The organism is Kribbella sp. NBC_00889 (assembly GCF_045207705.1).
Taxonomy (GTDB): domain Bacteria; phylum Actinomycetota; class Actinomycetes; order Propionibacteriales; family Kribbellaceae; genus Kribbella.
The window spans coordinates 2,188,567-2,209,268 of record NZ_CP108783.1; the positions used below are offsets into that span (position 1 = coordinate 2,188,567).

Genomic DNA, 20,702 nt, shown 5'->3' on the forward strand with positions numbered 1-20,702 from the left:
TCCGATCTTTCCAACGGTTCCCGCCCGCGGTCAAGCCCCCAGGCTCAGCTGCCGGGGACGGCGAGCAGATCGGCGAGCACGGTGTCCAGCGCCATCCGGGCCGCTCCGAGCGCGACCGAGTCGGCGCCCATCGTCGAGCTGAGCACCTCGATCGGCACCAGCGTCAGCTTCGCCAGCTCCCGGCGGAACGGCTCGGCGATGATCGCGCCACCGCGCGACATGCCGCCGCCGAGCACGACCACCTCGGGGTCGACGGCCAGCGCGAGCACGGCCGCGCCGCGCGCCAGCACTTCGGCGAACTCGATCAGCACCGCCAGGCTCTCCGGGTCCTGGCGGGCGGCCGAGGCGATCACCAACTCGCCCTCACGCCCAGGCCCGGCACTCTGCTCGGCGGCCAGCGCGGCACCGCGCGCGTGGAGCCGATCGACCGCTGCCTCCCAGCCGAGCATCGGCAGGGCGCCGATCTCGCCCGCGGCGCCGTGCCGGCCCTGGTGCACCTGCCCGTCGATCAGCACGCCGGCGCCCGCGCGGTGTCCGGCGAACATGTAGACGATGTCCCGGTGCTCGCGTGCGGCACCCTTCCAGTGCTCGGCGAGCGCGGCCAGCTTCACGTCGTTGGCCACGGTCACGGGCCGTCCGAGCCCTTCCGACAGTTCACCGGTGACGTCGAGCTCAGTGAATCCCGGCAGCGAGTACGGCGCCAGCCCTGAGCCGACCGGTCCCTCGCGGACGTCGTGCACGCCCTCGGCCGCGCTGAGCAGACCGGTCACGCCGCAGGCGATGCCGGTGATGTCGTCCGCGCCGAGCCGCGCCTGGGCCCAGCTCGCGCGGGCCACATCGACGGCAGCCTGCACCCGGTCCGGACCGGGCAGCTCCGGGTCGAGCTCGACCCGATGGGTCGCGAGCGTGTTGCCACGGAGGTCGCTGACCACGGCCATCGCCTTGTGGGCTCCGATGTCGAGTCCGGCGACGTACCCGGATTCGGCGCGGAAGCGGAAGTACCGGGCGGGACGGCCGGCGCCCCGGGCGGACGCCGGCTTCCGAGGCGGGGTCGTCTCCTCGACCCGGCCCTCGGTGAGCAGTTCGGCGAGCAGGTCCTCGGCGGTCGGCCGGGAGACGCCGACGATGGCGCGCAGTTCACGCAGCGTCAGCGACTCCGACTCGAGGAAGGCGCCGAGGGCTGCCGCGAGGTTCAGTCTGCGCAACAGCGACGAATCGCCCATCCGGCCGCCGGCGGCTCTGTCTTGACTCATCCGATGAATCGTCCTTATGCTCGCGCCAATATTGCTAACTGAGTTGCATATTACTGCCGGGTGGGTCGCCGGGGCGACCGCGCGGGCCAGATCGAGAGGAACCCGATGCCATCACGTGGGACAGGCTCAGCACGGTGGACACGCGCGCTCGCGGCGGCGACGCTTCTGACGGTAGCGCTCGCCGGCTGTACCAGCGGCGGCAAGGCGTCGACGAGTGACGCGAGCGGAACGGTCGAACTGACCATGCTGACCTTCGAGACCCCGAACCTGCCGGCCTCGCTGTGGGACTCGGCGATCGCCCGGGTGTCGCAGAAGGTGCCCGGGGTGAAGATCAAGAAGCTGGTCACCCCGAACGTCGACAGGACGACGTACGCCAAGCAACTGGCCAGTTCGGGGCAGCTGCCGGACATCATGATCGCGGTGAATCCGCAGGGCTTCGCCGAGGGCGGTCAGCTGGCCGAGTTCGGCAAGGACGAGCTGAAGGACTTCGCCAGCCCGGAGTCCGGCGCGATCAACGGCAAGATCTACCAGCTGCCGACCAATGCCCAGCCGCAGTCCCTGCTCTACTACAACAGGGCCGACTTCACGAAGGCCGGCATCACCGCTGCGCCGAAGACCTGGACCGACTTCCTGGCCGCGTGCGCGAAGCTCAAGGCCGCGGGCATCACGCCGATCGCCGTCGGCGGTGGCGGCCAGGACACGTTCGCGAGCATGTACACCTGGGTCGGCACGGCCGGCACCGACGTCTACCTGTCCGACCCGGACTTCTCGAAGCAGATCCGGGACGGCTCGAAGACCTTCGCCGACCCGCTGTTCGTGAAGGCCACCGGCAAGGTCGCCCAGCTGGCCAAGCTCGGCTACCTGGACAAGCAGGGCACCAGCCGTTCGTACGCCGACCACGAGAAGGCGTTCCGGGCCGGTTCGGCCGCGATGTACCCGATGGGCTCGTGGTTCGCCACCTCGGCCGACAACGATAAGCCGAAGTTCGACGTGGGCGTGTTCCCGTGGCCGTCCGACGACGGCAAGGCGGTCGTGCCGAACCTCACCGGCGGTGGGCTGAGCGTCAGCGCGAAGGCGGACAACGTCGACCTGGCGAAGAAGTTCGCGCTCGAGTGGACCAAGGACAAGGAGACCTCGGACGCCTTCACCCGGGCGGACGGAACCTTCAACACCGTCGCTGGCTACCAGCCGCCGGCCGACATGGGTCCGCTGTTCAAGGCGACGCTTGCCTTGTACAACCAAGCCGTCAAGGACGGCACCGTCACCCCGGCGCTGTCGATCGAGCAGGGTGACAACGGCCTGCCCGCCGACCTGACCGTGCCGGTGCAGCAGATCGCGGTCGAACTGCTGAACGGGAAGTCCGACGCCCGGGCCGCCGTCGGGAAGCTGGACAAGGAATACGCCGCACTCAAGTAGTGCGGCAACCGACGAGGAAAGGTAGTCGATGCTGCGGCCAAGCAGGCCACCGAAGAGCCGGGAGTTGCCGCCCGTGCTGCGCCGGGTGCGGGAGTTCTCCGGGTTCGCTCTCCCCGGGTTGTTCCTCTACGGGTTGCTCGTGCTGGTTCCGATCGGGTGGACCGTCGCCCAGGGGTTCACCGACCGGAACCGGTTCGACCCGCGGACCAGTTGGGTCGGGCTGGACCAGTTCCTCCGGCTGCTCGAGGACGACCAGTTCTGGCTGGTGCTGAAGAACACGTTCGTGGTGACCGCGATCGTGGTCGTCGTACCGAATGTGCTCGGTCTCGGCATCGCGTTGCTGCTGGATCGCGAGTCGTTGCTGTACCGGCTGCTGCGGTCGGTCTTCTTCACGCCGGTGATCCTCAGCGGCATCGTGGTCAGCGTCATCTGGCAGAGCGTGCTCCGGCCGGACGGCGTACTGAACAAGGTGCTGGCCGACGCGGGCGTCGAGTCCGCGCCGGGCTGGCTGTCCGACCCGTCGATCGCGCTGTACTCGATCAGCGGGATCCTCTGCTGGCAGATGCTCGGCTTCTGCGTCGTCGTCTACCTGGCCGGGCTGAACGGCGTACCGAAGGAGTTGTACGAGGCGGCGATCGTGGACGGCGCGGGCTGGTGGCGCCGGTTCGGCTCGGTCACCTGGCCGATGATCGCGTCGGCGGTGACGATCAACACGGTGATGCTGCTGATCAGCGGCTTCAAGGTGTACGAGCACATCCTCGTGCTCACCAACGGCGGGCCGGGGCGCAACACCACCGCCTCGATCGCCTTCGACGTGATCGAGAAGGGAGTCCGCGGCGACCGGATCGGCTACGCCGCGGCGGAGGCCACCATCATGCTCTGGATCATCGTCGTCCTCAGCGGCGTCGTCCTGCGCCTGCTGCAACGGCGGGAGGTGCAGCTGTGAGGAACCGCTTCGGGACCGCACGCCCGATCGCCGCGGTCGCCCTGGCCGCGCTGTTCTTCTTCCCGGTGTACGTCGTGGTGATGGGCATGCTGAAGCCGCCGAGCGAGATCCAGTCCTCGCCACTCGGGCTGCCGACGCCGCCGACCGGAGCGAACCTGGGCGCCGTCCTCGGCCGCAAGGACGGACTGTACTGGTCGGCGTTACTCAACAGCGTTCAGATCACCGTCCTCTCGGTGCTGGCGCTGACGTTGCTCTCGGCAATGCTGGCGCACTACCTGGTCCGGTCCACCGCCCGCTGGACGCGTCCGGCACTGCTGATGCTGCTGGCCGGCCTCATGATCCCGCCCGCCGTGATCCTGCAGCCGGTGACGCAAGTGCTCGGCGCCGCCGGCCTGATGAACTCCGTCGTCGGCGTGGTCTGTGCGAACGTCGCCTACTACCTGCCGTTCGGTGTGTTCGTCTTCTCCGGCTTCATCGGCACGGTGCCGGTCGAGATGGAGGAGGCCGCGAGCATCGACGGCGCGAGCCGGTTCCGCCTGTTCTGGCAGGTGGTCTTCCCGACCCTGCGCCCGGCCGCGGCGAGCGTGATGATCTTCCTCGGCGTCTGGGTCTGGAACGACTTCCTCACCCCGCTGATCGTCCTCGGCCCGGAGTCCGGCACCACGGTCACGGTCGGTGTCTACCGATCGGTGGGGGAGTACTCGACGAACTTCGGCACCCTGTACGCCTTCTCGTTCCTGGCGTCGTTGCCGGTGTTGCTGTTCTTCGTCGCCCTGCAGAAGCAGTTCGTCGCCGGTCTCACCGCGGGGGCGGTCAAGTGACTGTCTTCTTCGAGAACCGGGTCCTGCTGCTCACCACGCCCGGTACGTCGTACTCGGCCTACCTCGGCGACGACGACATCCCGATTCACACGCACTGGGGTGACCGGATCACGCCGGCCGACGCGGCGTACCTGGCGACGAGTACGGCCGCCCGGTTGGCCGGGGAGTGGCCGAGCTTTCGGTCGCCGGCCAACAGCCATGAGGAGTACCCGCTCGACGGACGCCTGCAGTTCGGACGGGCCGCGTTGTCGCTCGGCTTCGGGGACGTCCGTAGTACCGAGTGGTCGTTCGCGGGGCATGTCGTCCACGACGGCCGTGAGCTCGAGCTGCTGTTCGACGCCCGCGAGGTCAGGATCGGCCTTCATTACCGGGTGTACGACGACTGCGACGTGATCGACCGGTGGGTGACGCTGCGGAACGAGTCGGGTGATGCGGTCGATGTGCATCGCCTCGACTCGGCCACGTGGGTGATGCCGGAACAGGCGCAGTACCGGATGTCGCATCTGACCGGGCGGTGGGCGGCCGAGACCCGCCTCGGCCGGACCGACCTGGCCGAGGGGCGGTTCGTGCTGGAGAGTCGACGGGGGATCACGAGCCACCACGTCAACCCGTGGTTCGCGATCGACGACGGATCAGCGACCGAGGAGCACGGCGAGGTTTACAGCGCGGCTCTGCACTGGAGCGGGTCGTGGCGACTGCTGGCCCAGCGCGAACTCGATGAGCCGGTGCAGGTGCTGTTCGGCTGGGGCCACGAGGACTTCGGGCCGCGCCGGCTGGAGCCAGGAGAGCAGCTGCAGACACCGGTGACCTCGGGTCTGTTCAGCACCGGCGGTTTTGGTACGACGAGCCGCGCGTGGCACTCGTTCGCACTGAGGCACGTGTTGCCACGGGCAACTGAGGTCCGTCCGGTGCTGTTCAACTCGTGGGAGGCGACCGAGTTCGACGTGGACGAGGCGAGCCAGGTCGAGCTCGCCACGCAGGCGGCCGACCTCGGCTGCGAGCTGTTCGTGCTGGACGACGGGTGGTTCGGCCAACGGGTCGACGACCGGACCGGGCTGGGGGACTGGTCGGTGAACCCGGACCGTTTTCCGAACGGGCTGCAACCGCTGATCTCCAAGGTCCACGCGCTCGGCATGGGCTTCGGCCTGTGGGTCGAACCCGAGATGGTGAATCCGGACTCCGACCTCTACCGCGCTCATCCGGACTGGGTGTACTACTTCGACGGGCGCGAACCTGCGCTGATGCGCAACCAGTTGGTCCTCAACCTGGCCCGGCCGGACGTCGCCGACTGGGTTCTCGGTGTGCTGGACGAACTGCTGAGCTCGAACGACCTCCAGTTCGTGAAGTGGGACATGAACCGCCCGTTCGCCGACACCGGCTGGCCGGCCGAACCCGACCGGCAGGGGCGGATCTGGTTCGACCATGTGACGGCGGTGTACGCGATCATCGACGCGCTCCGAGCGAACCATCCCGGGGTCGCGATCGAGGCGTGCTCGGGCGGCGGTGGCCGGGTCGACCTCGGGATGATGGCTCGCACCGACCAGTTCTGGACCTCGGACAACACCGACGCGCTGGACCGCCGCTCCATCCAGCACGGGTTCAGCCAGGTCTATCCGGCCCGCACGATGTCGTGCTGGGTGACGGACCTGCCGACGTTCATCAACAAGCGTCAGGTCCCGCTGACCTACCGCTTCCACGTCGCGATGGCCGGCGTACTCGGAATCGGTGGAGATCTGACCGAATGGTCGGCCGACGACCTCGCGTTGGCGAAGACGCTGATCGCGGAGTACAAGGACATCCGGCACGTCGTGCAGCACGGATCGCAGTACCGCCTGGGTGAGCCTGGTCGATCGGCGTCGGCGGTCCAGTACGTGACGGCTGATCGCACGGAGTCCGTCGTGCTCGTCTATCAGGAGGCGCAGCAATACGACAGTGCGCCGCGACCACTTCGCCTGCAGGGCTTGGACGCTTCAGCGACGTACCAGGTCGGTGAGACGTCGGTGTCGGGTGCCCTGCTGATGAGCCACGGGTTGTCGCTGACCTTGACCGGTGATTACGCGAGTCAGGTCATCCGCTTGAGGTCAGCTGTCGAGGTGGTTGCGTAGGGCATCGAGGTTGGTGTCCCAGTCCCGGGCCAGTGCAGCGAGGAACTGCTGTGCCACCTGCATCGGCGCGGACTGGAGCCGGTAGCGGACACGGCGACGCTCGCCGTGTTCGGCGGTGACAAGGCCGGCTTCGGACAGCAGGGTCAGGTGTTTGGCGATCGCCTGCCGGGTGATCGGCAGGCGGTTCGCCAGGTCGGTGGCGGTCGCCGGGCCGCCGACGGCGAGGGCGGCCAGGATGTTGCGCCGGCTCGGGTCGGCGAGGGCGACGAACACCTGCTCCGCGACCGCCTCGACGTCGGGTGCTGACGGCGTACCGGACTCAGGCGGCATCGAGGTAGTCGACCAGTTCGCCGAGTTCGTGGGTCCAGCCGGTGCTGTTGCCGCCGAACGCCTTGTCGTGTGCCTCCTGTGGTAGTTGGGCGAAGCCGGACTCGACCACGGTGAGCCGGGTGCCGGTGCCGGTCGGCTCGAGGGAGAACTCGACGTACGTCCGGCGCGGGTCGTCCGCGGGCAGTCCGTAGATGTGCCAGGTGAACGCGAAGACCGTCGGCTCCTCGACGCGCTCCAGGGTCAGCTCGGCGGTGTCACCGCTGGTCCAGGTCAGCCGCGCCACACCGCCCGGCCGGAGATCGATCGTCGCCTCGTTCCCGAACCACGTGCCCAGGCCCTCGGCTGTGGTCAGCGCGGTCCACACCTTCTCCGGCGGGTGGGCAAGCTCCAACACCCGCTCGATCCGATCTGGAAAGCCCACGACAACCTCCGATTGCAACCGTATGGTTGCTTGGACTATAGCGTGCCGCAAGGAGTAGCCGCGGCCAACCTCAGCGGGGGATCGGATTGCCTGTCGGCGTGTACTCGACCAGGAGAATGCGGTTGTCGAGGACGCGCTGACTGGTGAGGGTCAGCTCGGATTCGTTCAGCCCGTCGTACGCCCACTCGCGTCCGGTCGGGCCGCAGAACAGCGGGAATACCATCAGCCGAAGGTTGTCCAGCACACCCGCGTTGACCAGCTGCTTCACCACCGACATGCTGCCCATCGTGCGCAGCGGTACGTCGCTGCTTTCCTTGAGCGCGAGCACCGACTTGACCAGATCGTCGGACTCGATCGTGCTGTTCGGCCACTCGACCGACTTCAGCGTCCGCGAGAACACCGTCTTCGGCAGGTTCGCCATCCGCTCGTATCCGGCGTCCTTCACCTCCTCCGGCAACCCGGCCAGCGCCTCGTAGGTCCGGCGCCCCATCAGCGCATGCTGCGGCCGTGCCCCCTCCTCGTCGATCCACTGCTGCAGATCCGGCCCGAGGTACCCGAAGTACCCCGGCGACTCCGCTCCGCGGGCCCAGCCGTCCGCAGAGATGAACAGATCAGCAGTAACCGTGGTTCCCATTTCAAACACCTTCCGTAGCCGAGGTCATACCTTTCCCGCAACGTCGGAGCACGCGCCGGTACTTCGACATGGCCTAGTTTGGCCCGGACCCAGGATGAACCTCGATTCGCCCGATGATGGGGCGGTGACGGGATTTCGGTCGGCGCTCGAGGTCAGTCGTGGGTTCTATGCCGAGGTGATCAGGCCGGTGGTGGAGGTTCCGCACGCCGCGGGGTTGCTCGGGTGGGGGTCCGACGTACTGGGGTATGACACCGAGCGGTCGATGGACCATGGCTGGGGTCCGCGGTTGCAGGTGTTCGTCGACGACGTCGAGCCGGTGCGGGAGGCGATCGAGGCCAACCTGCCGGAGGAGTACGACGGTCACGCGGTGCGGTTCGGGTGGGATGCGCAGGAGCCGACTCACCACATCACGGTCACGACGCTGTCCGGCTGGCTGGTCGATCACCTCGGATTCGATGCCAGCATGGGCGTCAGCCTCGAGGATTGGATGGTCACGCCACAGCAGCAGCTGCAGGGTGTGGTCGCAGGTGCGGTGTACGCCGACGACGGTCGGCTCGAGCCGGTCCGAGCCGCACTGCAGTGGTATCCGGACGAGCTGTGGCGCTGGTTGCTCACGTGTCAGTGGTCGCGGATCGCGCAGGAGGAGCCGTTCGTCCAGCGTGCGCACGAGGTCGGCGATGAGCTGGGCTCACGCGTCGTCGCGACCCGGTTGGTCCGGGACCTGATGCGCCTTGCGCTGCTCCAGTCGCGCGCCTACGCGCCGTACACGAAATGGCTCGGTACGGCGTTCGGCCGGCTCGGGCACGCGGACAGACTGGACCGAGTGCTGGCTGAGGTGGTCGCGGCCGGCGACCACGCCGATCGGGAGCGCGCGCTGACCACGGCGTACGAGCTGGTCGCGCGGCGCCACAACGCGTTGGGGATCACGCCCGAGGTCGATCCGTCACCACGCCAGTTCTTCGACCGCCCGGCGATGGTGCTCGGCGCCGAACGCTTCGTCGACGCCTGCCAGGCCACGGTCACCGACCCACGGGTGCGGGCGCTCGGGATGTTCGGCGCCATCGACCAGTTCGCCGACAACACCGATCTCCTCAGCAACCCGTCGGCGTACCGGAAGCTGATCGGCGCCTTTCGTCCTCCAGCGGGAGCCTGATCCCTCCGCAGGGGGTGCCCGGATTCCCGCCCACTCGACATCCTCCCCCCGCCCCGACCGCTGTGTGCCCCCCGCCGCCACCCCACCTGCCCAGCCCCGTCTGATGGGCTGACCCACCGGACGCGGGGTTGGCCAGCCGGATGCCGTGGGCCAACCCACACTCCGATGGGCTGACCCACCGGGCGTGGGGTTGGGCGGTCGGAGTCCGGTGGTCAACCCGCCGTCGGGTGGGCTGACCCACCGGGCGCTGGGTTGGCCAGCCGCGTCCCGTGGGCCAACCCACACTCTGCTGGGCTGACCCACCGGGCGCGGGGCCTATCGGCGGCGCTCACCGGCGGCGCTCACCGGCGGCGGTGGGCGTGGCGGGCGTTCGGGTGCCGAGGCTGGTCGGTTGGCAGCGCAACGATGTGGGGCGGCACTAGGATCGGTGGGCAATGAGTGGTCAGGCGAGGTCGAAGCTTTCGCGCGTGCTCGAGGATCTCGGGCGGACGTTGCTGGATGTGGTCGCGTCGCCGGGGAAGCTCGACGCTGAGCTGACCGGCGTACTGATCTACGACCCGGACGACGAGTTGGTGGTCAGTCCAGGTGAGTTGGTGCTCGGAGTCGGCGTCCGGGATGCGGAGACGACGATCGAGTTGTTGCGGCGGCTCGGTGAGTGCGGTGCGATCGGGCTCGTCGTGAAGCATCCGGTCGACACCTCCGAGGCGGTCGTCAGGGCGGTCCGGGAGAGCTCGGTCGCGCTGCTCGGGCTGACCCGGGCGGCGTCGTGGTCGCATGTGGCGGCGCTGCTCCGGACGATGTCACTGGCGTCGGCCGACATGGTCGGCGGCAAGGACGACTTCGCGGGCGCACCGGCCGGCGATCTCTTCGCTCTCGCGAACGCGGTCGGTGCCTTGCTGGACGCGCCGGTCACGATCGAGGACCGGGCGTCGCGGGTGCTGGCGTTCTCCGGGCATCAGGAGGAGTCCGACCCCGGCCGGGTCGAGACGATCCTGGGCCGCCAGGTGCCGGACCGGTACACCCGGATGCTGCACGAGCGCGGCGCGTTCCGTGAGCTCTTCCACGGCGACGAGCCGGTGTACGTCGAGGCGCTGACCGACGAGATGCTGCCCCGCGTCGCCATCGCCGTGCGGGCAGGCAACGAAGTACTGGGGTCGATGTGGGCCGTCGCCCGGGGACCATTGACCGCCGATCGTGCCGCGGCCTTCGCCGACTCCGCGCGGATTGTTGCCTTGCACATGCTTCGCGCCCGGGCCGGCGCGGATGTCGAGCGACGGCTCAGCGCCGACCTGGTCGCAACTGTGCTGGAAGGTGGCGCGGGTGCGTCTGAGGCCGCACAGAGACTCGGTCTGGCCGACGGCCGGCTGTGTGTGATGGCCGCTCAGGTCCTCGCGGGCGACGCGGCTGACAACGAGGCCGCTTCCCAACGGCTGCGCGATGCGCTGGCTCTCCACTTCGCCGCAGTACACCCGAGGTCGGCGGCCGCTCTGGTGGGCGGGGTCACGTACGTCGTCCTCCCGGCCGGCCACGGTTCGACGCGAACGGTGCTGAACGGCGATCGCGACATCATCCGGCTGGCCGAGGACTTCCTGGCCCGGATCGGTGCCCGCGCCGACGCCGTGATCGGCGTCGGCCGGACGACCGAGTCGCTCGCCGAGGTCGCGCTGTCCCGCCGGGAGGCGGACCGGGCGCTCCGGGTGTTGCAGGCGGACCGCCGTAGCCGCCGGATCGCCCGCTTCGACGACGTCCAGGCCGAGTCACTCCTGCTCCGGCTCGCCGACCTCGTCACCGAGGACGGCGAACTGCATCTGGGACCGCTGGCCACACTGATCGAGTACGACGACCGGCACGAGATCGGCTTCGTCGACACTCTGGTCGCCTATCTCGATGCCTTCGGCAACGTCGCGGACGCGGCCGCCGCGGTTCACCTGCACCCGAACTCGTTCCGCTACCGCCTGCGCCGGCTGTGCGAGATCAGCGGTCTCGACCTGGACGACCCCGACGTCCGGCTGGCCACGATGTTGCAACTACGGCTTCGCCGGCTCGCCGGGGACGCATGATCAGGAGAACGCGACCCACTCCACTCCGGTCGTGATCTCGTCCAGCCAGTCGCGGTCGATGTCGACACCAAGGCCGGGACCGGTCGGCACGGTGACATGCCCGCCGTCGAGTACGAACGGCGTAGTCACGTCGCGGGCGTAGTACCGGTTGGAGGCGCTGGTGTCACCGGGCAACGTGAAGCCTGGCAGGGCCGCCAGTGCCACGTTGGCCGCGCGTCCGATGCCCGTCTCCAGCATTCCGCCGCACCACACCGGGACTCCGTTCGCGGCGCACACGTCGTGAACGCGCCGGGCCTCGAGGTAGCCGCCGACGCGACCGGGTTTGACGTTCACCACCGAGGTGGCTCCGATGGCGATCGCATCCGCCGCGGACCGTGCCGAGGTGATCGACTCGTCCAGGCAGATCGGCGTCGACATCATCCGTGCCAGCTCGGCGTGGCCGCGCAGGTCGTCCTCCGGCAGCGGTTGCTCGATCAGCGCGAGGTCGAAGGCGTCGAGCTGCGCCAAGTGCCGGGCATCCCCGACCTCGTACGCCGTGTTGGCGTCGACCTGCAGGATCAGATCGTCACCGAACTGCTCCCGCACGGCACGCACCGGCTCCAGATCCCAACCGGGCTTGATCTTGAGCTTGATCCGTACGTACCCCTCGGACAGATAGCCGCCGACTGCCTCGAGCAGTACGTCGACCGACGCCATGATCCCGACCGAGACCCCGGCCGGCACCGACGGCTTGACCGCACCGAGGTAGTCACCGAACGACATGCCTGCCGCCTTGAGTTGCGCGTCGAGCACGGCCGCCTCCAGCGCCGCCTTGGCCATCGGATGACCGTGGTACGGCGCCAGCACCTCGGCAATGAGCGGAGCAGTAATCGGCCCAGCGGCGGCGACCGCGGGGAGCAGGAATCGACGCAGTACGTCGGCCGCACCGTCGACGTACTCCGGGGAGTAGACCGGTTCCGACATCGCCACGCACTCGCCCCACCCCTCGCTGTCCGCAGTCACCACGCGGAGCAGCAGGATGTCGCGATGGGTCTGCGCACCGAAGGACGTCTCGAACGGAGCCACCAGTGGCAGCCCGATCCGCCGCAGCTCGACACCTGTGATCTTCAACGGTTCTTCCTCTCCCTCGTGAACACGTACCAGCCGTCCTTCGTCACTCCGGCCACCTGGGCCCCGCTCGCCAGTACCTCCTGGAACGCCGCCCGGACCTCCATTCGCCAGACCTGCGCGAGCGCGGGGTCGTCCAGCCGCATTCCCTCGATATCGGCCGGTACGGCGCACCGGATCGTCGGCCCGTCCGGCATCGCCAGCCGGCGCGGTCGACCGTCGCCATCGGTGTCGAGGATCGTCGCGCCCGCTGCCACAGGTGTCTCGATGTGATGGCCCGCCGCGGCCGCGATGACGTCGGGAGCCCGCAGCGGCCAGCGCACCAGGAGCCGGTCGCTGCCCTGACCGGCGTTGACGCCGTCGGCCATCTCGCCGTAGAAGTCGACCAGGTACGACACCACGTGCGCGCCGAGCTTGGTCAGGTTGAAGTACGCGTTGCGGCGGACTAGCGGGTCGAAGGTCCACGCGATCGACTCGATCCCGCGTTCCAGCGACCAGGCCCGCTGGTGCAGCTTCAACGCCCAGCCGACCTGCCGGCCCCGAACCTCGGACACGACGCCGGTGATGTGCGAGTGCAGCTCGGCGGACGAGCCGGGTAGGTTGGCCAGGAATGCCGCGGTGACACCGACCAGGTCGCCGTCCAGGAAGGCGCCCGCGACGTACGCACCGGCGTGCGACAGAGCACGCATCAGGTCGCCCGACACCGGTGGGCTGGCCGGACCGGTGCGCCAGACCCGCCCGAGGAGGCGTTCCGCATCGCGATGCTCGATCGGCTCGTGCAGCTCGCGAATGGTCAGGCCCCGGGCCCGCGCGACCGCATCGGCCACCTTCCGGGCCTCGCGCACCTCGGCCTCGAGCACGGCCGTCATCCGCGCGCCCCGGCGGCGATACGGTCGATCAATCCCGTCAGCAGCCGCGTGCGTTCGCCGAGCGCGGCGATGTCGGCCCACTCGTGGACCGTGTGCGCACCGTTGCCCACGGCACCTAGTCCGTCAAGCGTCGGGATCCCGAGTCCGGCGGTGAAGTTTCCGTCCGACCCGCCGCCTACGTGAGCCCCTTCCAACGGTGGCAGACCGAGCTCACCGGCAACGTCCTGTGCGAGGGCGAACAGGTCCGCCGACAGACTCTCTTCCAGCGGTGGGCGATTGATCCCGCCCAAGACCTCGATCGACACGCCGTCGACCGGGCTGGGCAGCGCCCGGATCGCCTTGTCCACCCGTTCCTGCTCGTCCTTGCTCGCGGCCCGCACATCGATCGCGAGGGACGCGGTGTCCGGAACGGTGTTGATCGTCACGCCCGACCGGGCCACCGTCGGAGTGACGGTGGTCCCGACCGAGGTGTCCGCGAGATCGCTGACCGCGAGGATTGCCTGCGCGAGCGCCAGGCTCGTGTTGGCACCCTTCTCCGGCTCCAGGCCGGCATGTGCCGCCCGCCCGATGAACTGCAACTCGTAGGTGGACACACCCTTCCGAGCCGTCTTGAGCTTGCCGTCGACGCTTGCCTCGAGCACCAGTACGGCGCGACTCCGCGCCGCCGCCGACTCGATCACCTCACGGCTGGCCGGGGAGCCCAGCTCCTCGTCCGCGGTGACCAGCAGGCCCACGTAGTCGCGGGCAGTGCAAGCAGCCATCGCATGCACGGCCTGCACCAGTCCCACCTTCATATCGAACACGCCAGGCCCGTAGACGCGCCCGTCGATCACTCGGTACGGCGTCTGCTCGAGCGTGCCGATCGGGTGGACCGTGTCCAGGTGCCCGAGCAGCAGGACGGCCGGGTCGGCCGGTCCGAACCGCAGGACCGGTCGGCCGCCGGCCTCCGTCCGGACCGGTGCCTGGCCGAGGTACGTCGTACCGATGCCGGTCAGGACATCCGCGCAGCGGTGCAGGGCGTCGAGGTCTGACGACGGCGACTCGCAGCAGATCAGCCGCTCGAGATCTGCCAGCATCACGTCGTGCATCGGGGTCGTCCTTCCGCGGTGGTCGTCATGAGCCGTCCAGCAGTCCCCACTGCTCGGTGTTGTAGGTGGGGAACGCCAGGCTGTTCTCCCGGATGTTGCCGAGCTTCGCGCTGTAGGCCAGGAACGACCGGTTCTGGTAGAGCGGCAGGATCGCGTAGTCCGAGGACACGATCTTGTCGGCCTCCTGCAGATCCTTCGTCGCGACGTCGGCGCTGGTCGCGGACAGTGCCGCGTTCAGCAGCTTGTCCACCTTCGGGTTGCCGTAGTTGCCCAGGTTGAACCGGCAGAAGGTGACCCCTGCGGGACAGCTCAGGTAGTAGGGGATGTTGCTGGTGGCCGAGAACGGTGACTGCGTCACGGTGCCCACGGTCAGGTCCCAGTTGCCGGCCTGGACTCCGTCGATCGTGTTCGGCACCGGGGTGGACTTGACCTGGATGCCCAGCGGCGCGACCGCCGCCTGCACGAGTTGCGCCTCGCTGGCACGGAGCTTGTCACCGGCCTGAACGATGAACCGCAGCGTCGGTACCGGCGTACCATCCGGCGCGACGACCTTCGACCCGACTCCGGTGTAGCCGGCGTCGGTCAGGGTCTTCTTGGCCTTCTCCACGTCGCCGATGCCGTACTCGTTCGCCGTGTCCACGTCCGAGTAGCCCGGATAGCCCTCGATGAAGAGGTGACTGCGCAACGGTTTGGCGGTGGGGTCGAACTGCCCGATCGTCTTGTCGATCACGCCCTGCACGTTGACGGCCTGGATGATCGCCTTGCGCAGCGCGATGTTCTTCAGCGTCGGTGCGTTCAGGTTGAGCCAGACCTGATGGACCGACGCGCCGGGCGTGACCTGGTACTTCACCCCGGGCAGATCGTCGACCTGCTGGACGATGTCGACCTGCGGGTTCGGGTAGATCACGTCGACCTCGCCGTTCGCCAGTGAGGTCGGCTGCTGTGAGACGTCGGTGATCAGGCGGAACACCAGCTTGTCGAGGTTCGGCGCCTTGCCGTACCACTTGTCGTTGCGGACCATCACCACCGAACCGTCCGAGGTGTACTCCTGGATCTTGAACGGCCCGGCCGAGAACTTCGGCACGTTCTTCGCGAACCCCTCGTTGAAGCTCTTCTCCAGCCCGGCCGGCGTCGTCACCGACCCGTACGTCGCGGCCACGTGCGCCGGCAGGATCGGGGAGAACAGTGCCTTCCAGTCGACGTACGACTGGTCGAACACGACCGTCACCGTCTTGCCGCCGTTCGACCCGGTGACCGACTTGATCCGGTCGTACCCGGCCGTGTTGGACGCCTGGCACTTCGGGCACTGGCGCGGGTCGAGCACCCGCCAGGTGTAGGCGAAGTCGTCGGCCGAGATCGGCGTACCGTCGGACCAGACCGCCTTCGGGTTGATCGTGTAGCGGATCGTCTGCGGTGAATCGGCGACCTTCTCGACCTTCGTGGCGACCGGCTCGTTCGGGGCCAGCGATCCGTCCGGCTGGATCAGGAACACGCCTGGCAGCAGCACGCTGGAGATGTCCAGCACCGAGTACGTCGCGCCGCCGGAGTTCAGCACGTTCCAGTTCGAGATCGGGTAGGTGATCGTGTAGGTCACGGTGCCGCCGGATCGTACGGTGGCGGTGTTCGCGGTGTTGAGTGGATCGGACACGCGGCCGTCGCCGGAGTTCGTCGTACCGCCACCGCCGCTGCACGCGGCCAGCAGCAGTGCGGCGGCACCAGCGGCGGCCACGACTGCGGTTCGCAAAGCCATGTCGGCTCCAGGGGATGAGAAGGGTCAGGAACGCAGCTGGGCCACGGCCTGCGCGGCCGCCCAGCCGATCAGCCCGTCGAACTGCGGGGCATTGGGAGCCGGATCGGCGGCCCGGGTGAAGACGCCCACGGCGTACCGGCCGCCGTCGGGGAACTCGACCACGCCGACCTCGTTGCGGACGAGCGGCAGCGTGCCCGTCTTGCCGCTGACCGTGACCTCGTCACCGGGGAATCCACTGCTCAGCCGATGCGGCCAGACCTGCTTGCCCATCCAGCCGCGCACCAGCGCACAGGCCTCCGGGTCGGCGGCCTCGTCGCGCCAGATGCCGGCCAGCAGGCTGGTGATCTCGTCCGGTGTCGTCCGGCAGGTCCCGGCCGGATCGAGTGCCCGCAGCGCACGCAACTGCTCCACCGGTACGTCGGCCAGCTCGCGTTCGTCGTCGGTGTAGCTGATCGCGAGGTCGGCCTCGATCGACGCCAGGATCTCCGCACAGTTCTGCGGTACGGCGGTCCCCGGCAACCCGAGCTCGGCCAGCAGTGCGGCCACACGGTCCTTGCCGACCCGATCGATCACGAGATCGGTGGCCACGTTGTCGCTGATCACCATCATCAGCAGGGCGAGGTCGTCGTAGGAGACGAGCGCCGGATCGCGGTGCATGGCCAGCCCGTACGGCGAAGGGACGAGGCCCTCGGTCGGCACCGTGATCCGTTCGGTCAGATCCACCTCGCCGGCCACAGCCTGGCGCGCGAGTTCGAGCGCCACCGGGACCTTCAGAACCGAGGCGGTGACCACCGGCGTCTCCGCGTCGACGCCGACCGTCCGGCCGGTGGCGAGGTCACGCGCGTGCAACCAGATCTCGGCGCCGAGCTCTCCGGCGTACGCGCGGATCTCGTCCGGGGTCGACGCGGTCGCGGTGACCGGCGTACGGAGCTTGGTCGGGACCGACCTGAGATTGTCGACGAGGATCCGCGCGACGGATCCCACTGCCGCGTCGACCGCGGGGAGCCGGTAGTCCGGATCGTCGGTCCGGACGAACGACGCGACGGCGTACCGGCTTCCGTCGGGCGTTCGGACGACGCCTGCCTCGTTCCGCCAGAACCGGAGCGTGCCGGTCTTGGCGCTGACGATCGTGCCCGTCTCGGTGAACGCGCTGCGGAGTCGGTGCGGCCAGGCTTGCCCCGCGAGAATGCGACGCATCTCCGCGCATTGCTCGGGAGGCGCTGCCTCGTCGTTCCAGATCGCGGCGAGCAGTCTGGTGATGTCGCGTGGCGTCGAGGCCTGCAGGGTGCGCGCGGGATCGATCGCCCGGGCGGCTCGCCAGGCCTCCAGTTCGAGCTCGTCGGTGTCCGGGATGTCGGCGTAGATGGTCTGGTAGATGTCGTCGCAGGTGCCGTCGACCCGGGTCGCGGTCAGTCCGAGCTCGCGCACGGTCGCGTTGATCGACTCGGTGCCGAGCAGGTTGACGAGGATGTCGGTGGCCGCGTTGTCGCTGACGCTCATCATCCAGTACGCCAGATCGCGCAGCGACAGCTCGATCGGGCCGGCCATCACCGACAGCCCGGTCGGCCCGGCGGAGCGACCGTCGACCGGTACGTCCATCCGCGTCGCCGGATCGAGCCGGCCGTCGCCGAACCGGCGGAACAACTCCACCAGTACGGGGATCTTGAACACGCTCGCCAGTACCACCGCGGTGTCCTCGCCGTACCCGGCCTCCTTGCCGGTGGTGAGGTCGACCGCGTGCACCCAGGCCTGCGCATGCACTGGCCCGAGCACCTGCTCCAGCTGTTCCTTCATGCCTTCTCCTTCGCGGGGCTACTGGCCACGGCGCAGCGCGCGGCCGGGCAGGTTGCCGGTGGGTACGCCGCCGGCGAGCGCGACCGTCCCGTTGACGACGACGTGCCGCATGCCGACGGCGTACTGGTGCGGTTCCTCGTACGTCGCCCGGTCGGCGACGGCACCGGCGTCGAACGCGATCACGTCCGCGTAGTTGCCCGGAGCAAGCACGCCGCGATTGCGCAGACCGAGGTTGCCGGCCGGCAGACTGGTCATCCGGCGGACCGCTTCGGGCAGGCTCAGCAGCGACTCCTCGCGGACGTACCGGCCGAGGATGCGGGCGAACGTGCCGTAGGAGCGCGGATGCGTCGCACCGTCCGAGTACGGCGCCTCGGTCGCGAACGTCTGCGCGTCCGAACCGACCGAGACCCAGGGATTGCGGAGCGCGCTGCGCAGCACGTCCTCGTCCATCATGAAGTACATTGCACTCAGCGACGGCTCCTGCTCGACCAGGCGGCAGAGCATCTCGACCGGATCCTGGCTGTCGGCCTCGGCTGCCTGCTGCAGGCTGAGTCCGCGGTACTTTGCGGCCGGGCCGTTCGGATCGGGGAGCAGCATCACGCCGTCGGCTCCGCCGGCGGCGAGGTAGAGGTTTTCCCAACGTGGGGAGGGCGTCACGACCGCTTCCCGGATCCGGGCCCGCTCGGCGGGGTCGGCCAGCCGTGCGGCGAGCGCCTCATGGCCACCGTCGTGGAAGTCCGGCGGGATCGATGCCCCCAGCGAGGTCTGACCGGCCAGGTACGGATAGATGTCCGCGGTGACCGGCTGGCCGGTCGCGCGGGCCGCCTCGACGCGCTCGATCGCCTGCGCCATCTTCGGCCAGTTGTGCCGTCCCGCCGCCTTGAGGTGGTAGATCTCCGCGTGGACTCCGGCGCGGCGGCCGATCTCGATCAGCTCGTCGACGGCCTCGAGGAAATGGTCGCCCTCGCTGCGCATGTGCGAGATGTACATGCCGCCCCGCTTGGCGATGACCGTGGACAGGGCAACCAGTTCGTCGGTCGAGGCGAAGCAGCCGGGTGGGTAGATGAGGGCAGAGCCGATGCCAAGGGCGCCGTCGGCGAGCTCCTCGTCCAGGATGCCGGTGACGTTCGCCAGTTCGGCCGCGGTCATCGGGCGGTCGTCCGCGCCGGCGCCGATCATCCGCAGGTTGTGCGCTCCGACGAAGCTGGCGACGTTCTGGACGACGCCCTTGGTCTCGAGGTGGGCGAGGAACTCCGAGAGCCGGTCCCAGACCAGCTCGGGGTCGCCCGCGTCGCGGGTCGCTTCGAGCTCGGCCCGGATCTCCGGGGTGAACGGGCCGATCGAGATCCCCTCGCCGAAGATCTGCGTGGTGACGCCCTGGTACAGGTCGGACAGTCCGCGGCCGTCGCGTTCGAGGGTGAAGTAGGAGTGACTCAGGACGTTCACGAAGCCCGGGGCGACCGCCAGACCGGTCGCGTCCAGGACCTCGGCGTCCTGGTCGTCGCGGGCCAGGCCGGGCCCGATCGCGACGATGCGGTCGTTCTCGATCACGACATCGGCGGGCCGGCCGGGGCCGCCGGTGCCGTCGTGGACAGTACCGCCTCGAATGATCAGAGTCGTCGACATGCGAGCATCCTGAGCCGCTGCGACGGCCGCGGTACTCGTCCAATCGGCCGAAGTCGGCGCCGATCTTGTGTGCGATACGACGAAGAGCCGACCTGGACCCACCGGCTGCACTGGGCTGCGAGGTCCGGACGACGACACGGAGGTCGGGAATGGCGAGCACACCCTCGAGACGGACGCTCCTGACGGCGTCCCTGGCCGGCGTCGCCGCGGCGAGTCTGACGGCGCCGGCCGAGGCGACAACGGGGTCCGCCCGCGGGACGATCCAGCGGATCGACGAGATCGTGGCGGCGATCCAGCCGCCCGGCGTCGGCATCACCGTTGCGGTGAGCAAGCACGGCCGCACGATCTTCACGAAGGGTTACGGACTGCGCGACCGTGGCAAGCCCGACGTGTTCACCGGCGAGGACTTCTTCGAGGTCGAGCAGCTGGACGACCGGCTGCACCTGTCCCGGGGCCGGCGCTCGGCGACCGGCGACACGATCTACAACCTTGGCTCGATCAGCAAGGGCTTCACCTCGGCCGCCGTACTGCGGCTGCACGAACGCGGCAAGCTCTCCGTCCACGATCCCCTCGGCAAGTACCTGCCTGCTTATCTACGCGGGGCCGCCATCACGCTGCTCCAACTGCTGCAGCAGGTCAGCGGCATCATCGACTACAACCAGTTCCCGCTGTTCGAACCGGCGTACGACGCCTTTGTCGCGAGCGGCGAGCGGGATCACTCGGAGGTGGTGGCGAAACTGCAGACCCTGCCGCTGCACTTCCCACCGGGATCGCAGTACGCCTACAGCAACACCAACTACCTCCTGCTGGGGTTGGTCGTGCAGAAGGTGACCCGGATGACGCTGGGGGAGTACCTCGCGCAGTCGTTCTTCCGGCCACTGGGGATGCGCGACACCAGGCAGAGCTACCCGGCGCCGGGCAGCCGGGACGTTGCCCTCGGCTACTACGCCGAGGCGGACGGCGTACACCGGGCGTACCAGTGGAACCTGCCGTGGATGCTGGGCGCGGGTGGAATCACCGGGACCGCGGGAGACCTCGCGCGATGGGATGCGGCGCTGCTGCGGCCGGGGCTGTTCCGGGCCGAGACGCTGAAGCTGATGTTCACGCCGAACCTCGGCAGTTATGCGTGTGGATGGGTCGCCCAGACGTACGAGGGCAAACCGCTCATCTGGCACAACGGTACGGTCGGCGGCTTCCACGCGATGCATGCGTTGTTCCCCGACGACGGGATCGCGGTGGTGCTGCTCGGGAACGACCAGACGACGCAGGCCCAACTCGACCCGAGTGCGACCGCCGTGTTCGACGCGATCACAGCGGCGCGGTAGGCCG

General features: G+C 68.9%; 17 protein-coding genes. 7 read left to right on the plus strand and 10 right to left on the minus strand.

Going from position 1 to position 20,702, the window contains the following annotated elements; all coding sequences use genetic code 11:
• Positions 1 to 44: 44 nt before the first annotated feature.
• Entirely contained in the window at positions 45 to 1,253 is a 1,209-nt protein-coding gene (locus tag OG817_RS10640; RefSeq protein ID WP_406053605.1) for an ROK family protein, read from the minus strand.
• Between the two features lie 105 nt (positions 1,254 to 1,358).
• On the opposite strand from OG817_RS10640, the gene OG817_RS10645 reads away from it, so the two are divergent.
• From OG817_RS10645 to OG817_RS10660, 4 genes are read left to right on the plus strand one after another with little or no spacing between them, the layout of a single operon-like run.
• On the plus strand, positions 1,359 to 2,669 hold the full coding sequence (locus OG817_RS10645; protein WP_406053607.1) for an ABC transporter substrate-binding protein: 1,311 nt from the start codon (positions 1,359 to 1,361) through the stop codon (positions 2,667 to 2,669).
• 28 nt (positions 2,670 to 2,697) lie between these two features.
• Positions 2,698 to 3,615 carry a carbohydrate ABC transporter permease gene (locus OG817_RS10650; protein ID WP_406053609.1) on the plus strand — a complete coding sequence of 306 codons (918 nt, stop codon included), beginning with the start codon at positions 2,698 to 2,700 and terminating at the stop codon, positions 3,613 to 3,615.
• Entirely contained in the window at positions 3,612 to 4,436 is an 825-nt protein-coding gene (locus OG817_RS10655; protein ID WP_406053611.1) for a carbohydrate ABC transporter permease, read from the plus strand. The genes OG817_RS10650 and OG817_RS10655 overlap by 4 nt, the downstream gene beginning before the upstream one ends.
• On the plus strand, positions 4,433 to 6,541 hold the full coding sequence (locus OG817_RS10660; RefSeq protein WP_406053613.1) for an alpha-galactosidase: 2,109 nt from the start codon (positions 4,433 to 4,435) through the stop codon (positions 6,539 to 6,541). The genes OG817_RS10655 and OG817_RS10660 overlap by 4 nt, the downstream gene beginning before the upstream one ends.
• On the opposite strand, the gene OG817_RS10665 is transcribed toward OG817_RS10660, so the two are convergent.
• The 3 genes from OG817_RS10665 to OG817_RS10675 form a co-directional block, all read right to left on the minus strand.
• A complete protein-coding gene (locus OG817_RS10665; protein ID WP_396393387.1) occupies positions 6,518 to 6,871 on the minus strand; it encodes an ArsR/SmtB family transcription factor in 354 nt (117 codons plus the stop codon). The two genes, OG817_RS10660 and OG817_RS10665, sit on opposite strands and share 24 nt — an antisense overlap.
• The gene (locus OG817_RS10670) at positions 6,861 to 7,292 is read right to left on the minus strand and encodes an SRPBCC domain-containing protein (protein WP_393382454.1); all 432 of its coding nucleotides are present in this window, start codon (positions 7,290 to 7,292) and stop codon (positions 6,861 to 6,863) included. Before OG817_RS10670 ends, OG817_RS10665 begins: the two co-directional genes overlap by 11 nt.
• A 70-nt stretch (positions 7,293 to 7,362) precedes the next feature.
• Complete coding sequence (locus OG817_RS10675; protein ID WP_406053616.1) at positions 7,363 to 7,926, minus strand: dihydrofolate reductase family protein; 564 nt, start codon at positions 7,924 to 7,926, stop codon at positions 7,363 to 7,365.
• 124 nt (positions 7,927 to 8,050) lie between these two features.
• On the opposite strand from OG817_RS10675, the gene OG817_RS10680 reads away from it, so the two are divergent.
• Entirely contained in the window at positions 8,051 to 9,079 is a 1,029-nt protein-coding gene (locus OG817_RS10680; protein WP_406053618.1) for a DUF4037 domain-containing protein, read from the plus strand.
• A 467-nt stretch (positions 9,080 to 9,546) separates the two neighbouring features.
• Positions 9,547 to 11,139 carry a helix-turn-helix domain-containing protein gene (locus OG817_RS10685; protein WP_406053620.1) on the plus strand — a complete coding sequence of 531 codons (1,593 nt, stop codon included), beginning with the start codon at positions 9,547 to 9,549 and terminating at the stop codon, positions 11,137 to 11,139.
• Here OG817_RS10685 and menC read toward each other — a convergent pair whose 3' ends face one another.
• From menC to OG817_RS10715, 6 genes are read right to left on the minus strand one after another with little or no spacing between them, the layout of a single operon-like run.
• Entirely contained in the window at positions 11,140 to 12,249 is a 1,110-nt protein-coding gene (menC, locus tag OG817_RS10690; protein ID WP_406053622.1) for an o-succinylbenzoate synthase, read from the minus strand.
• Positions 12,246 to 13,115, minus strand: a complete 870-nt coding sequence (locus OG817_RS10695) for a GNAT family N-acetyltransferase (RefSeq protein WP_406053624.1) — start codon at positions 13,113 to 13,115, stop codon at positions 12,246 to 12,248. The genes menC and OG817_RS10695 overlap by 4 nt, the downstream gene beginning before the upstream one ends.
• The gene (locus OG817_RS10700) at positions 13,112 to 14,203 is read right to left on the minus strand and encodes a M20 family metallopeptidase (RefSeq protein ID WP_406053626.1); all 1,092 of its coding nucleotides are present in this window, start codon (positions 14,201 to 14,203) and stop codon (positions 13,112 to 13,114) included. The genes OG817_RS10695 and OG817_RS10700 overlap by 4 nt, the downstream gene beginning before the upstream one ends.
• Before the next feature lie 25 nt (positions 14,204 to 14,228).
• Positions 14,229 to 15,953 (minus strand): ABC transporter family substrate-binding protein, encoded by a 1,725-nt coding sequence (locus OG817_RS10705; protein ID WP_406053628.1) that lies wholly within the window; start codon positions 15,951 to 15,953, stop codon positions 14,229 to 14,231.
• 24 nt (positions 15,954 to 15,977) lie between these two features.
• Positions 15,978 to 17,747: a serine hydrolase gene (locus tag OG817_RS10710; protein WP_406053630.1), complete on the minus strand. Its 1,770-nt coding sequence runs from the start codon at positions 17,745 to 17,747 to the stop codon at positions 15,978 to 15,980.
• 18 nt (positions 17,748 to 17,765) lie between these two features.
• On the minus strand, positions 17,766 to 19,373 hold the full coding sequence (locus OG817_RS10715; protein WP_406053632.1) for an amidohydrolase family protein: 1,608 nt from the start codon (positions 19,371 to 19,373) through the stop codon (positions 17,766 to 17,768).
• A gap of 149 nt (positions 19,374 to 19,522) precedes the next feature.
• On the opposite strand from OG817_RS10715, the gene OG817_RS10720 reads away from it, so the two are divergent.
• A complete protein-coding gene (locus OG817_RS10720; protein WP_406053634.1) occupies positions 19,523 to 20,698 on the plus strand; it encodes a serine hydrolase domain-containing protein in 1,176 nt (391 codons plus the stop codon).
• Positions 20,699 to 20,702: the final 4 nt, after the last annotated feature.

What these genes read in the sequence shown, in the direction of transcription:
- OG817_RS10720 (WP_406053634.1), top strand. Translation starts at nt 19,523, where the DNA reads ATGGCGAGCACACCCTCGAGACGGACGCTCCTGACGGCGTCCCTGGCC.
- OG817_RS10705 (WP_406053628.1), bottom strand. Translation starts at nt 15,953, where the DNA reads ATGGCTTTGCGAACCGCAGTCGTGGCCGCCGCTGGTGCCGCCGCACTG.
- OG817_RS10645 (WP_406053607.1), top strand. Translation starts at nt 1,359, where the DNA reads ATGCCATCACGTGGGACAGGCTCAGCACGGTGGACACGCGCGCTCGCG.
- OG817_RS10695 (WP_406053624.1), bottom strand. Translation starts at nt 13,115, where the DNA reads ATGACGGCCGTGCTCGAGGCCGAGGTGCGCGAGGCCCGGAAGGTGGCC.
- OG817_RS10675 (WP_406053616.1), bottom strand. Translation starts at nt 7,926, where the DNA reads ATGGGAACCACGGTTACTGCTGATCTGTTCATCTCTGCGGACGGCTGG.
- OG817_RS10715 (WP_406053632.1), bottom strand. Translation starts at nt 19,373, where the DNA reads ATGTCGACGACTCTGATCATTCGAGGCGGTACTGTCCACGACGGCACC.
- OG817_RS10710 (WP_406053630.1), bottom strand. Translation starts at nt 17,747, where the DNA reads ATGAAGGAACAGCTGGAGCAGGTGCTCGGGCCAGTGCATGCGCAGGCC.
- OG817_RS10650 (WP_406053609.1), top strand. Translation starts at nt 2,698, where the DNA reads ATGCTGCGGCCAAGCAGGCCACCGAAGAGCCGGGAGTTGCCGCCCGTG.
- OG817_RS10665 (WP_396393387.1), bottom strand. Translation starts at nt 6,871, where the DNA reads ATGCCGCCTGAGTCCGGTACGCCGTCAGCACCCGACGTCGAGGCGGTC.
- OG817_RS10640 (WP_406053605.1), bottom strand. Translation starts at nt 1,253, where the DNA reads ATGAGTCAAGACAGAGCCGCCGGCGGCCGGATGGGCGATTCGTCGCTG.
- OG817_RS10700 (WP_406053626.1), bottom strand. Translation starts at nt 14,203, where the DNA reads ATGCACGACGTGATGCTGGCAGATCTCGAGCGGCTGATCTGCTGCGAG.